At 31.2% G+C, this 13,812-nt stretch carries 14 protein-coding genes; 11 read left to right on the top strand and 3 right to left on the bottom strand.

Going from position 1 to position 13,812, the window contains the following annotated elements; genetic code table 11:
• Positions 1–21 precede the first annotated feature (21 nt).
• Positions 22–807 (bottom strand): NAD(+) diphosphatase, encoded by a 786-nt coding sequence (gene nudC, locus SM9_RS06625; RefSeq protein WP_058739392.1) that lies wholly within the window; start codon positions 805–807, stop codon positions 22–24.
• Between the two features lie 567 nt (positions 808–1,374).
• On the opposite strand from nudC, the gene mcrB reads away from it, so the two are divergent.
• From mcrB to SM9_RS06570, 11 genes are all read left to right on the top strand, one after another.
• On the top strand, positions 1,375–2,706 hold the full coding sequence (mcrB, locus tag SM9_RS06620) for a coenzyme-B sulfoethylthiotransferase subunit beta (RefSeq protein ID WP_058739391.1): 1,332 nt from the start codon (positions 1,375–1,377) through the stop codon (positions 2,704–2,706).
• A 10-nt stretch (positions 2,707–2,716) separates the two neighbouring features.
• Entirely contained in the window at positions 2,717–3,211 is a 495-nt protein-coding gene (mcrD, locus tag SM9_RS06615) for a methyl-coenzyme M reductase operon protein D (protein WP_058739390.1), read from the top strand.
• 17 nt (positions 3,212–3,228) lie between these two features.
• Complete coding sequence (gene mcrG, locus SM9_RS06610) at positions 3,229–4,023, top strand: coenzyme-B sulfoethylthiotransferase subunit gamma (RefSeq protein WP_058739389.1); 795 nt, start codon at positions 3,229–3,231, stop codon at positions 4,021–4,023.
• A gap of 7 nt (positions 4,024–4,030) precedes the next feature.
• Entirely contained in the window at positions 4,031–5,680 is a 1,650-nt protein-coding gene (gene mcrA, locus SM9_RS06605) for a coenzyme-B sulfoethylthiotransferase subunit alpha (protein WP_198144467.1), read from the top strand.
• 23 nt (positions 5,681–5,703) lie between these two features.
• The gene (locus SM9_RS06600) at positions 5,704–6,534 is read left to right on the top strand and encodes a F420-dependent methylenetetrahydromethanopterin dehydrogenase (protein ID WP_058739387.1); all 831 of its coding nucleotides are present in this window, start codon (positions 5,704–5,706) and stop codon (positions 6,532–6,534) included.
• Positions 6,535–7,422: 888 nt separating this feature from the next.
• Positions 7,423–7,788, top strand: coding sequence for a hypothetical protein (locus SM9_RS12175; protein ID WP_058739386.1), 366 nt, complete (start codon positions 7,423–7,425; stop codon positions 7,786–7,788).
• Positions 7,789–7,803: 15 nt separating this feature from the next.
• Entirely contained in the window at positions 7,804–8,820 is a 1,017-nt protein-coding gene (locus SM9_RS06590; RefSeq protein WP_058739385.1) for a molybdopterin-dependent oxidoreductase, read from the top strand.
• A gap of 8 nt (positions 8,821–8,828) precedes the next feature.
• A complete protein-coding gene (locus SM9_RS06585) occupies positions 8,829–9,965 on the top strand; it encodes a Coenzyme F420 hydrogenase/dehydrogenase, beta subunit C-terminal domain (protein ID WP_058739384.1) in 1,137 nt (378 codons plus the stop codon).
• Between the two features lie 9 nt (positions 9,966–9,974).
• Positions 9,975–10,379 (top strand): hydrogenase iron-sulfur subunit, encoded by a 405-nt coding sequence (locus tag SM9_RS06580; RefSeq protein WP_058739383.1) that lies wholly within the window; start codon positions 9,975–9,977, stop codon positions 10,377–10,379.
• Between the two features lie 430 nt (positions 10,380–10,809).
• On the top strand, positions 10,810–11,310 hold the full coding sequence (locus SM9_RS06575; protein WP_058739382.1) for a ferritin: 501 nt from the start codon (positions 10,810–10,812) through the stop codon (positions 11,308–11,310).
• 42 nt (positions 11,311–11,352) lie between these two features.
• A complete protein-coding gene (locus SM9_RS06570) occupies positions 11,353–12,003 on the top strand; it encodes a hypothetical protein (protein WP_058739381.1) in 651 nt (216 codons plus the stop codon).
• Between the two features lie 17 nt (positions 12,004–12,020).
• Here SM9_RS06570 and SM9_RS06565 read toward each other — a convergent pair whose 3' ends face one another.
• Together SM9_RS06565 and SM9_RS06560 are read right to left on the bottom strand one after the other, a co-directional pair.
• Positions 12,021–12,452 carry an acetolactate synthase gene (locus SM9_RS06565; RefSeq protein WP_058739380.1) on the bottom strand — a complete coding sequence of 144 codons (432 nt, stop codon included), beginning with the start codon at positions 12,450–12,452 and terminating at the stop codon, positions 12,021–12,023.
• A 9-nt stretch (positions 12,453–12,461) separates the two neighbouring features.
• Positions 12,462–13,763, bottom strand: coding sequence for a phenylacetate--CoA ligase family protein (locus SM9_RS06560; protein WP_058739379.1), 1,302 nt, complete (start codon positions 13,761–13,763; stop codon positions 12,462–12,464).
• Positions 13,764–13,812: the final 49 nt, after the last annotated feature.

The raw sequence follows: 13,812 nt of genomic DNA, 5'->3' as shown, positions 1-13,812 counted from the left end.
TAACCTCTTTTTTCTTTTTTTTTAATTCTCATTAATGAATTTCTGTATTAGCCAATCAGAAATGCTTATGTCTGATTCATAACGAATAATTTCTTCTTTTTTAAACCATTTTGCCTTTACAATTTCATCTCCGTCTACTTTGATGATACCGGAGTCATATTCGGCTTCAAAGCCCAGCATCAGTGAGTTTGGAAATGGCCATGATTGGCTTTTTAGATATTTCAGGTTTTTAATTTTGATTCCAACTTCTTCTTTTACTTCTCTGTGGACTGCTTCTTCTATTGACTCGCCAGGTTCTACAAATCCTGCTATCAAAGCATATCTGATGTTGTCATGGTATGAGTGTTTTGCCATAAGAAGTTTATCCTCATTTCGGATAGCCACAATAATTGCAGGAGCGATGCGCGGATAGTGCACTTGTCCGCAGGAAGGGCATTTTAACATCATGTCCTTTTCATCTACTTGTGTTTGTGTTCCACATCTTCCGCAAAATTGATGTGATATATACCAATCGTTAACTAAAACAGCTTTTGTACCCATTAGGTATAAATCTTTGTCAAATTCATAGACTTCCCTTAAATCGAAACCCGCTTTAAAATTGGCATTTACAACAAAACAGTCCTTATTTTTGTATTTGCCTATGAATAATGAGAAATTAATATCTAATTCATTAACCTCTGTAATTAATTTCTTATTTTTCAAATACAACTCTCTGTTTTCATTGAAAGCAAAATAATAGGCATCATTGCTGGTGTATGTATCGCTGAATTCTATTTCATAATCTTCGTAGACGGATTTTTCTATCATATTTTAATTTATGTTTGTTTTTACATTAAATATTATGTAATACTTTAATAAATTTTATTATGTCTTTAAGTAGTAATAATTTTAAAAAAAGTATTACTTATTATTTATCATTTATTTTTTAGTTTTTTTTAGATTTTTAAGATATTTTTTCTTTAATTTTAATTTAAAATATGATTTGCCTATATTGGGGTATTTAATTAATTATGAATCTTTTAAATTTATTTAGGCTATTTTTTTTGAAATTTTTTATTTTTGCTTAAATTATTACTTTTTTAATTTAACTATTATTTTAATATTTATTTTTAATTTAAATAAATAATAAATTAATATATTATTTTAAAAGGATTTTTAACTTATTTTATTTAAATCTAAGTAATTTGAATAAAGTAATACTTTAAAAATATTTATATGTTTATTACTATCAAGTATATAATTGATTATTTCATATGATAATCGATTTTAGTTAAATTAGTATTAAAATAATAACTTTTTAATTTATTAATCCTATTTTGGGGATTGTATTAATTATAAAATATTTTTTTAATACTTTTTTGTAGGAGGTTACTAATGCAAATATATGATGATCAATTAGATTTGTATGGTCCTAATGGTAAACTTCTCCAAGGAGATGTGCCTTTAGAAGCAATTAGTCCACTAAAAAATTCCGCAATTCAAGAAATGATATATGATATCAAAAGATCTGCTGCTGTAAATTTGGCAGGTATTGAAAAAGGATTAAAAACTGCTGCTATGGGTGGTAAATCTGTTTTTATTCCAGGTAGGGAATTAGATCTTCCTATTGTTGAAAATGCTGAATTGATTGGTGAAAAAATAAAAAAGATTCTTCAAGTTAATGAGGATGATGATACTTCTGTTAATCTAATAAATGAAGGACAGCAATTATTAGTCCAACTTCCATTTGAAAGATTAAATGTGGCTGCAGATTATTCTGTTTCAACATTACAAACAGGTGCTGCAACAATTCAGGCAATTATTGATACTTTTGATATTAATATGTTTGATGCATCCACAATTAAAACTTCAGTAATGGGTGCTTATCCAAGAACTGTGGATCTTTCAGGTGCTCATATTAGTGCTCTTTTAGGACCACCGGTTCTTTTAGAAGGTTTGGGATATGGTCTTAGGAACATTATGGCAAACCATGTTGTTGCAATTACTAATAAACAAACTTTAAATGCTGCTGCATTATCATCAATTATGGAACAAACCGCAATGTTTGAAACTGGTGATGCTACTGGTGCATTTGAAAGAATGCATTTATTGACTTTGGCTTATCAGGGATTGAATGCTGATAATTTGGTTTTTGACATAGTTAAAGAGAATGCGAAAGGGACTGTTGGAACTGTAATTCAATCATTAGTTGGAAGAGCAATAGAAGATAATGTAATTAAAGTAGCTAAAAAAATGCCTTCTGGATATAATATGTATGAGCCTGTTGATTGGGCATTATGGAATGCATATGCTGCTGCAGGATTACTTGCTGCAGTAATTGTTAATGTTGGTGCTGCTAGGGCTGCTCAAGCAGTAGCATCCACTGTATTGTATTATAATGATATGTTAGAATACGAAACTGGGCTTCCTGGTGTAGATTATGGTAGAACTGAAGGTGTTGGTGTAGGATTTAGTTTCTTCTCACATTCAATTTATGGTGGAGGAGGACCAGGTACATTTCATGGAAATCACGTAGTAACAAGACATGCTAAAGGAACTGCAATTCCTTGTGCGTCTGCTGCAATGTGTTTGGATGCAGGAACTCAGATGTTTTCTGTTAAAAGAACTTCTGCATTGATTGGAACTGTATATGGAACTATTGATAATCTTAGAAATCCAATTCCTAATGTAGCAAATGTTGCAGGTGAAATAAAAGATAAACTTTAAAGGTGTGTTCATGGAAGAATCAGAAAAAATTAATGTTATTGACATAAAAATTGTTCCAAATAGATATTTGAAGCCTAATACAACTGAAAATATTTTAAATTGCATTTATGATTTGGAAGGTCAACAAAGGGTTTTAATTCATGGTCCATCAATACCATTAAAAGTATTTTATGGTCCTGGAAAAGGCCATATCGTTAATCATACTGACAGGAAAATCATTAGTGTAAAAGATACTGATTTGGAATTAAGAGTAATGGTTGGAGAAATTATCATTACAGTTGATATGACTAATTTTAATGATTTTATGGATAATTTACATGAAATTTTAGATGAAAATATGCCATGTGATTATAGTATATTGGTCGGTATTTTTACCAGAACAAAATCAACAATCACTGACTATTTAAAATATGGCAATAATTTCGAAAGTGCTATTGATAAACGTTATATCGGTTTGGTTGATGCACGTTCAATATCATCTGAAACAGTTAAAGTTATTAAATAATATTATGTTGGTGAATTATGGAATATAAAGCTCAATTTGGTCCTGGAGAAACAAAAATTGCTGAAAATAGAAGAAAGCATATGAATCCTGACCATGAATTTAAAAAGATTAGATCTGTATCTGATGAAGGTTTAGTTAAAATTTTAGGTCACAGGAGTCCTGGTGAAAGTTATAAAACTGTCCACCCACCATTAGCTGAAATGGAAGACGATGGTGATATTATTAAAAGTATTGTTGAGCCAACTCCTGGTGCTAAAGAAGGAATAAGAATTAGATATATTCAATTTGCAGATTCAATGTATCATGCTCCTGCTCAGCCATATGATAGGGCAAGAACTTACATGTGGAGATATAGGGGAGTGGATACTGGTACATTATCTGGAAGGCAGGTAATTGAAATAAGGGAACAGGATTTAGAAAAAATTTCTAAAGAATTGGTTGAAACAGATATTTTTGATCCTGCTAGATGTGGTATGAGAGGAGCTACTGTACATGGACACTCATTAAGACTTGATGAAAATGGTTTGATGTTTGATGGACTTCAAAGATATATTTTCAATGAGGAAGATGGTCATGTTTATTATGTAAAAGACCAGGTTGGTCGTCCTTTAGATGAAATGATTGATGTGGGAGCTCCATTGGATGAAGAATATCTAAAAGATATCACAACAATATATAGGGAAGATAATATTGGTATGAGACAGGATAAAGAAGCAATTGAAGTCGTTGAAAATATCCATACCGCTAGAACAAAAGGAGGATATGGTATGGGAGTATTTTCTAATGATTTAAAAAAGAAATTAGGTGAATAGAATGGGTTTGGAAGATAAAAAATTTTTAAACGCATTAAATCAAAAATTCAAAGGTGAAGATCAGGAAAGTGATCACACCAGTTTTTATTGTTTCGATGGATGGAAACAATCTGAAAGAAAAAGAGAATTTAATGATGCTGCTGAAAAATTAGCTAAAGAAAGAAATATGCCTTTTTATAATCCAGATATTGGGGTGCCATTAGGTCAAAGACAGTTAATGGCATATAAGATTTCTGGAACTGAAGATTATGTTGAAGGTGATGATTTACACTTTTGTAACAATGCAGCAATTCAACAATTGGTTGATGATATTAAAAGAACTATTATCGTAGGTATGGATACTGCTCATTCTGTTTTACAAGAAAGATTAGGGGTTGAAGTAACTCCGGAAACAATCAACGAGTACATGGAAAATATTAACCACGCACTTCCTGGAGGAGCTGTTGTACAGGAACATATGGTTGAAGTACACCCTAGTCTTGTCGATGACTGTTATGCAAAAATATTCACTGGAAATGATGATTTAGCAGATGAATTAGACAAAAGAGTTCTAATTGATATCAATAAAGAATTTCCGGAAGATCAAGCAGAAATGCTTAAAAAATATGTTGGAAATAAAACTTACCAAGTAAGTAGAGTTCCTACTTTAGTTGTAAGGGCTTGTGACGGTGGTACTGTTTCAAGATGGTCTGCAATGCAAATTGGTATGAGTTTTATCAATGCATATAAGTTATGTGCTGGTGAAGCAGCTATTGCTGACTTTTCATATGCTGCAAAACACGCTGATGTAATCGGAATGGGAGCATTTTTACCATCTAGGCGTGCAAGAGGTCCTAATGAGCCGGGTGGTGTAGCATTCGGTAATTTGGCAGATATGGTTCAAACTTCAAGAATCTCTGATGATCCTGCAGAAGTAACTTTAGAAGTTATTGCTGCTGCAGCTGTATTATATGACCAAGTTTGGTTGGGTTCTTATATGTCTGGTGGTGTTGGTTTTACACAATATGCTAGTGCAGCTTATACTGATGATATCCTTGACGATTTCATTTATTATGGAATGGATTATGTCGAAAAGAATTATGGGATGTGTAATGCTGAATTAGATATGGATACTGTACGTGATATATCTACTGAAGTAACCCTTTATGGTTTAGAACAGTATGAGATACCTACTCTTTTAGAAACTCACTTTGGTGGTTCTCAAAGAGCATCAGTTATTTCCGCCGCTGCAGGTTGTTCAACTGCTTTTGCAACAGGAAATTCCAATGCTGGTGTAAATGGATGGTATTTAAGTATGATTTTACATAAAGAAGCTCATTCCAGACTTGGATTTTATGGATATGATTTACAAGACCAAGCAGGTGCTTCTAATTCATTATCAATTAGGAGTGATGAAGGTCTTATCCATGAATTAAGAGGTCCTAATTATCCTAATTATGCAATGAATGTAGGTCACCAACCTGAATATGCAGGTATTGCTCAAGCACCTCACGCTGCAAGAGGCGATGCATTCTGTACAAATCCATTAATTAAAATTGCATTTGCAGATGATAATTTGACATTTGACTTTAAACATCCAAGAAAAGAAATAGCTAAGGGTGCATTAAGAGAATTCATGCCTTCTGGTGAAAGGGATATTATAATTCCTTCAGCTTAAAAATTAAATTTAATGGTGAAAAAATGGTAGTAAAAATTGGAATAGTAAAAAGCGGAAATATTGGAGTTTCTCCAGTATTAGATTTGTTATTAGATGAAAGAGCTGATAGACCAAATATTGATGTTAGAGTATTTGGATCTGGTGCAAAAATGAATCCTGAACAAGTCGAAGATGTTGTACCAAAAGTAGAACAATTTGACCCAGATTTCTGTATTTTCATTAGCCCAAATCCAGGAGCTCCTGGACCAGCTAAAGCTAGAGAATTGTTATCTGCAATGGATAAACCTGCAGTAATTATTGGTGATGCTCCAGGTAAAAGCAAAACTGAAGAAATGGATGAACAAGGTTTAGGTTACATTATTGTAATGTCTGATCCAATGATTGGTGCAAAAAGAGAATGGTTAGACCCAACAGAAATGGCTATATTCAATTCAGACATTTTAAAAGTTCTTGCAGAAACTGGTGCATTAAGATTGGTACAAAACACCATTGATGATATTATCAATGCATTTGATAATGGAGATGAAATTGAATTACCAAAACTAATCATCACTGCTGAAAAAGCTGTTGATGTTGCTGGTTTTGAAAATCCATATGCTAAAGCAAAAGCTATTGCTGCATATGAAATGGCAGGTGCAGTTGCTAATTTAGATATGAAAGGTTGTTTCATGACAAAAGGTTATGAAAATTTCATTCCATTAGTTGCAGCAGCTCACGAAATGGCTTCATGTGCTGCAAAATTAGCTAGTGAAGCTCGTGAAATTGAAAAATCTAATGATACTGTTTTAAGAACTCCTCATATGAAGGAAGGTCAAACAGGATCTAAAAAAGATTTAATTTCAAAACCAGAATAAAATTGTTTTGGCTGATAATTAAAAATTTTTATTATTATCCCAATTTACAATTTTTGATGATGGTATTTATTAATTATTGGCCAAGATATCTTTTGTAATACAACATAGGTTAATGGTTTAATTGTTGAAAATTATATATTTTAACTACACATATCTATCTTCTAAAATCAACATTTGCCATTAACCTCTTTCCCTTCTATTTAATGATAATATCAATTAATTATTTTGCTATTGTGCATTTTATTTTGTTTTTAATTGGATGTTTTTTGTTTTTTATTGATTGTTTTTCATGTTTGATTTTTTTTATGGATAGTTTTTTGTTTTTTTTTTATTGATTGTTTTTCATGTTTGATTTTGTTTTTCAGGATAGTTTTTTTTGTTGATTTTGTTTTTTTTTTGGTTTGTACATCTAAAATTAGTAATACTTTTTTGAATTTTTTTATGTTTTCAAGTAGTAATAATTTTAAAAAAAGTATTACTTTTTTATTTTTATCATATTTTAGGTTTTTTTATTAATAAATTTATAAATTTAATTATTTATAGTTAAAATATAATTATTGTGGATATTTTTAAAATTTGCATGATTTAATTATATTTTTCACGTTTTTAGTTGATATAAGTCAAAAAGTCTAATTTTCATTAATTATTACATTTTTGATTTCAACGATTCTACGTTTCTTATTTGAAGTATTGAAAATTAGTTATATTTTTTTTATTATATTATGATTAAAAAATCCTTAATTTTTAATTTAAACAATTTATAATAAAGTAATACTTTAATAACATTTATATGGTTAATACTACCAATAACAAAGTAGATTATTTAATTAAATCCTTAGTTGAATAATTTACACTTTAAAATTTGATTAAATTGTTGGCGAGAGTAATATGCAAATATATATAGAAAAAATTGGAATGATAAGACCTTATTCAAATCCAAAAAATAAAAAGTTAAATTTAGAAATTGATTGGTCAGTTGAATATTATGATACTGATCTTAGGGAGATTAGATATGATTGTATATTAAAATCTATCAATTCATTAGATTTAAGTTTTAAAGTTGAAGGTTTATTGAAATTAGAAAGTTTTGAGGAATTTTCTCAAGCTTCTTGTTCACAATTAATCTTTGATAAGGCTTTTGATGTATTAATGGGTATGTTTTCTTTAACTAGACAATCTACTCATGTATTGGAAGGAAATGAATCATGCAATTATTTTGGCAGTGAAAAGATTTCAGATACTCTTTCTAACTAATTTTGGTGATATATTATGTTGGAGATTAAGCACACGTTATGCCCTTCCTGTAGTGTTGGTTGTGGTATTAATGTTGTTTCACAGGATGGTGATGTAGTAGGAACTTATTCCTACAAAAGACATCAAATTAATGAAGGAAAAAATTGTTTAAATGGTAGAAATTCTATAGAAATTTATAAAAATAAATTGGAAGTTTCTGATATTGAAAAAATTATTGATGAAGTATCTAATGAGTTAAAATCTAATGATGCTAATAAAATTACTGTTGTTTGCTCTGGAAATAATAGTGTTGAAGAAGCAGAAATGATAAAAAATTTTGCTGAATTAAATAATTTTAATATTGCATTTTATGCAGATAATTTTGTAAATTTAAATGATGATATTGCATCTTATGATGAAATTGAAAATGCATCTAAAGTTATTGTTATTGGTGATGTAGTATATGAAAATCCTTTGATTGGAAGAAAAATTGTTCATGCAAAGAAAAATGGTGCAAATATTTTTTCATATGCTCCTGAAAAAACTGTTACAGCAAATGTCTCTGATGAAATTGCAGATTCTATTGAATCTCTTATTAATAAATTAGATGATGATAGTGTTGTTGTCTACAGTAAAATCGAATCTAGTGATGATTTAGAAAAAATCGTTGAAGCTATTGCTAACAGCAATTGCAAATCATTACCTGTATTCAGTAAATGTAATTCTAAAGGTGTTTCAAAAATTATTGATGCAAAATCAAAAGAAGATATGATTGAGTTATTAGATAACACAGATGTTTTGTTAATTTTTAATGATGATCTTGTTGCTGAAATAGATTATGATTATAAATCCATTTCAAAAATCATTACTTTTGTTCCATGTTCAAATTCTACATCTGATATTTCAACAATTGTTGTCCCAATTAAAACTTGGCTTGAAACTGATGGTAGTTATGTCAATGCAATGGGTCTTTCCCAAAGTTTTGAAAATGTTGTTGAATCTGAAAACCTTAGTGAAATAGAAATTATTGAAAAAATTCAAAATAAATTGTGAGTGATAATATGAGTTACGTATTAGCTAGATCAAAAAACTCAGACATTCTTGAAGCCGGAGAATGTGGTGGGGCTGTTACGAGTATTTTCAAATATTTATTGGATGAAGGATTGGTTGATGGAGTTTTAGCTTTAAGTCCTGGTGATGATATATATGATGGTGTTCCAACATTTGTAACAAATTCAGATGATTTAATTAACACTGCAGGATCTTATCATTGTGCACCTACCATGTTTGGTGATTTAATTCAAAAATATTTGTCTGATAAAAAAATTGCTGTTGCAGTAAAACCTTGTGATATTCGTTCTATTGATGAATTAATAAAAAGACATAAAATTAATCCAGATAATATATTCACTGTTGGATTAAACTGTGGAGGAACAGTTTCTCCAGTAACTGGAAGAAAAATGATTGAATTGTTCTATGATATTAATCCTGATGATGTAGTAAGTGAAGAAATTGACAAAGGTCAATTCATTGTAGAACTTGCTGATGGTACTGAAAAAGGTGTAAAAATCCATGATTTAGAAGAAGAAGGATTTGGACGTCGTTTGAATTGCCAAAGATGTGATGTTAAAATCCCAAGAAAAGCAAATATTGCTTGTGGTAATTGGGGATCACTTGATGGATGGACATTCGTTGAAATTAATGATGAAAAAGGTGATGAATTAATTAATGGTGCTATTAAAGCAGGATTAATTGAAACAAAATCACCATCACAGGATGCAATTGATGCAAGAGCAAAAGTTGAAAATATCATGATTAAAATGTCTAAGAAAACACAGGATTCCGTTTATGATAAAGTTGATGAAATGGAAGAATGGGACAGATGTATTCGTTGTTATGCATGTCGTGATGTTTGTCCAATATGCTGGTGTCATGAAAACTGTGAAATCAATAAATCATACTTTGAAAATTCAGGAATTCCTCCAAAACCAATTGCATTCCAAGGAATCAGATTGTCTCATATGAGTTTCAGTTGTGTTGACTGCGGCCAATGTGATGATGTCTGTCCAATGGATATTCCTGTTTCATTGATTTTTGATAAATTGCAAAAGAAATATTCTGATAGGACTGGTTATATTGCAGGTGTAAGTGATGATATCAAACCTCCATTATATAGTCCAGCTAAAGAGGAATTATGAGGTGAGATCATGTCTGAAGATTTAAAAATTGTAGGATTATTATGTAATTGGTGTTGTTATGGTGGAGCAGATACTGCAGGTACAGCACGTATGCAATATCCGCCTAATATAAGAATTATTCGTGTAATGTGCTCTGGAAGAATCAATCCTTCAATGATTTTTAAAGCATTTGAAGAAGGAGCAGATGGTGTATTTGTAGGAGGCTGTCATATAGGTGACTGCCATTATGATGCCGGTAACTACAAGTGGTCACGTAGAGCAAAAATTGTCCAAGATATCATAGAAGAATTTGGAATTGAAAAAGAAAGATTCAGATTCGAATGGATATCTGCTTCCGAAGGAGAAAAATTTCAAACAACAATGGACGAATTTTATAAGACTCTCTCTAAATTAGGTCCATTGGAATTGGAGTAAATAATAAATAGTCAGCCATATGTTTATTATTGATAGCTATTATTAATTTAATAGCTATTTCCCTCCCACTTAAATTGTCTTTCTAAGATTAGTGTTTAGATACTAATGTTAGAAAGATAGTTTAAACAGCTTTCTGTTTGATTATTTTTCATTTGATTATTTTATATTAAAAAATTCATACATCAGCCCGGAGTATAATTATTAAATTGTCGGCATAACCAATTTTTTAATTATTTTTTCCTTCTTAATATAAAATAATTGTTTAATTAAAAAAGAGAGGAGTTATGGAAACCATAACTATCTTTCACTGTCTACAATAGCTATTAAGATAATCTCATTAAATTTTATTTTAATAGCTACTTTTTTATAAACTTATTTTTTCTTTAAATTTATATTTAATAAACTACAAAACTTATTATGGTGATATAAAATGGTATCAGAAAATATGGAAAAAGCATTAAATGCTCAATTAAACGCTGAGGTATACTCAGGATATTTATACTTATCCATGGCAGCTTATTTTGAAGATGAAGACTTAGCAGGATTTGCTAACTGGATGAGAGTACAAGCTGAAGAAGAATTAGAACATGGTATGAAATTTTATGATTACATTATCAGAAGAGGGGCTTCTGTAACTTTATCTGCTATTGAAGGACCTCAAACTGAATGGGATTCTCCATTAGCAGCATTTGAACATGTTTTAGAACATGAAAAAATGGTTTCCGGATTAATCAATGACTTAGTAAACTTAGCTATTGAAGAAAAAGACCATGCAACCAACAACTTCTTGCAGTGGTTCGTTGAAGAACAAGTTGAAGAAGAAGAAAACGCAATGGAATTGCTCGCAAAAGCTAAATTTGCTGACGGCGACAACAGATTAATGTATGAATTGAACAAAGAATTAGGTGAACGCGCACCTTCAAACGACTAGATTTTTTCTAGTCCTATTTTTTTTATTTTTGGAGATTTTACCATGAACTATCCTGACAGTCCAACAACTTTAGCTAAAATTAATTCTCAAGATTACGACTCTAAATTACTTGGTAAAAATGACTTGGGCAGTGTTTATATTCATGGTCCGTTCGGCAATTCGGATTCAAACATTAAAATTGCATATCTCATTGGAATGCATCCTCTTGAAAGCAAATCCCACAGGGCACTGTTTGAAGAACTGACCAGTTGTGAAAATTTAAACTATTGCTATTACCTTTATAATATTGAAGTGGACAATCCTGAAAGTGAAAGCGAAGGCCGTCTTGAAGGTCAATTGCTGGCTCAGGAATTTGTTAAAGATGAAATAATTAATAACAAATATGATTTGTTTTTGGATATTCACTCCAACAGAGGATCTCGCGGTCCTGGTGAGTATAAGATTACCAATTTTGTTTTTGCACCGGGCTTTGATGAAAAATCAACAGAATATGTAAATGAAATTATAAATCTGATTGATGAGGTTGTATATTACGAACCTGAATTCAGATCAAGTCCATCATTCATTACAGAGCCTACAGCAGAGGCAGGAATCGCTACTATTGTTTATGAATGCTATTCATATGAACCTATGGAAGTTTCACGAAAATTAGCTGGCGAACTGGTTAACTGCGTTGATAATCTAATTTTTTAAAAAATAGGATAAGAAGTTTATAAATTGTAAACTTCTTCACTTTTGACTATTGTAATATTATTGTTTTCAAGAACTTCAATCAATTTGTCAATATCTGATGCATGAAGTAATAGGATAGCTTTGTCCGCTTTGTCATGTGTAAATGCATAAAGATATTCCAAATCAATGTTGTTGTCTCTGATTATTTTTAAAACACTGGTAAGGCCTCCAGGTGCATCGTTCATTTCAACACCGATTATTTCCGTCATCTTAACAAGGAAATTGTTTTGCTCTAAAGCTTCCTTTCCTTTTTCAGGATCATCAACAACAAGTCTTAATATACCAAACTCGGAAGTGTCTGCCATACACATTGCCCTGATATTGACATCGGCAACTGTTAAAACTTCCAGGGGTTTTGCTAGACTGCCCATCTTGTTTTGTAAAAATATTGATAGCTGTTTGATTTTCATTTATACCACCTAATGTAAATTCCTCTCATCAATAACTCTTTTAGCTTTTCCTTCAAATCTAGGTAAGGTTTTTGGTTCTACAAGGGTTACTTTTACTCTGATACCAGTTTCATTTTCAATTGATTTTCCGATTTTTTGCTGAACTGCCATCATTTCCTTAACACCATCAAAGAAAATATCCTGTGATGCTTCGACTTTAACTTCGATTTCATCTAAAGTTCCAGGTCTTGTAACTATTATTAAATAATGAGGCTCTACATCACCTGCTTTAAGCAATGCCTTTTCGATTTGTGATGGGAAAATAGCTACACCTTTAACTTTAATCATGTCGTCAGATCTTCCTGTAATTCTGCTCATTCTAGCATGTGTTCTTCCGCAGCTGCATTTTTCATAGGTTATTTTGGTCAGGTCTTTTGTTCTGAATCTGATTACTGGCATTCCTTCTCTTTCTAAGTTAGTCAATACCAGTTCTCCTGGAGTGTCTGGCCCTAAAGTCCTTAATGTGTTAGGGTCAATAATTTCAGGATAATAGATGTCTTCAGGGATGTGCAAACCTTCCTGTGCTTCACATTCAACACCTACACCGGGTCCCATAAGTTCTGTTAATCCATAAATGTTGTATGCTTTTGCACCGAAGATGTCTTCCACTTTCTGTCTGATTTCTTCAGTCCACATTTCAGCTCCAAAACCAATAGCCTTGATTCCCAATTCTTTAGGATCAATTCCATCTTCAAGTGCAACTTCCCCTAAATGTATTCCGTATGATGGTGTAAAAATCAATCCTGTGGTGCCGAAATCTTTCATGATTTCGATTTGTCTTCTGGTCTGTCCGGTTGAAATAGGAATGATTGTTGCTCCAACCTTGTGACATCCGTAGTGAACACCGAATCCTCCGGTAAACATGCCGTATCCGTGTGTATTTTGAAGAATGTCCTCTTCGCCAATTCCCATCATGGTTAATCCACGAGCTATTGTTTCTGCCCAAGTGTCCAAGTCTTTTTCGGTGTATCCTGAAACTACTGGTTTACCTGTAGTACCTGATGAAGAGTGCAATTCTTTGATTTCTTTCATGTCAACACGGATTAGTCCGAAAGGATAGCTTTCACGCAAGTCATCTTTTGTAATGAATGGTAACTTTTCAATGTCTTTTAATGTTTCAATATCTTCAGGATAAACTTCTGCTTCACTGTATTTCTTGTTATAATAAGGAATTTCATCAAAAGCTATTTTTACAGTTTTTTGAAGTTTCTTTAATTGTAATTCTTCAAGGTCTTGCCTTGACATTGTTTCTATTTTCTCATTCCACATCATGGATTAGCCTCATTTTTATTTAATATATTATATATGTTGTTTTTAGTTT

The organism is Methanobrevibacter millerae, from assembly GCF_001477655.1.
Classification (GTDB): Archaea; Methanobacteriota; Methanobacteria; order Methanobacteriales; family Methanobacteriaceae; genus Methanocatella; species Methanocatella millerae_A.
Note: the sequence above shows the minus strand (reverse complement) of the source record. Positions and strands in the feature narration are given on the sequence as shown.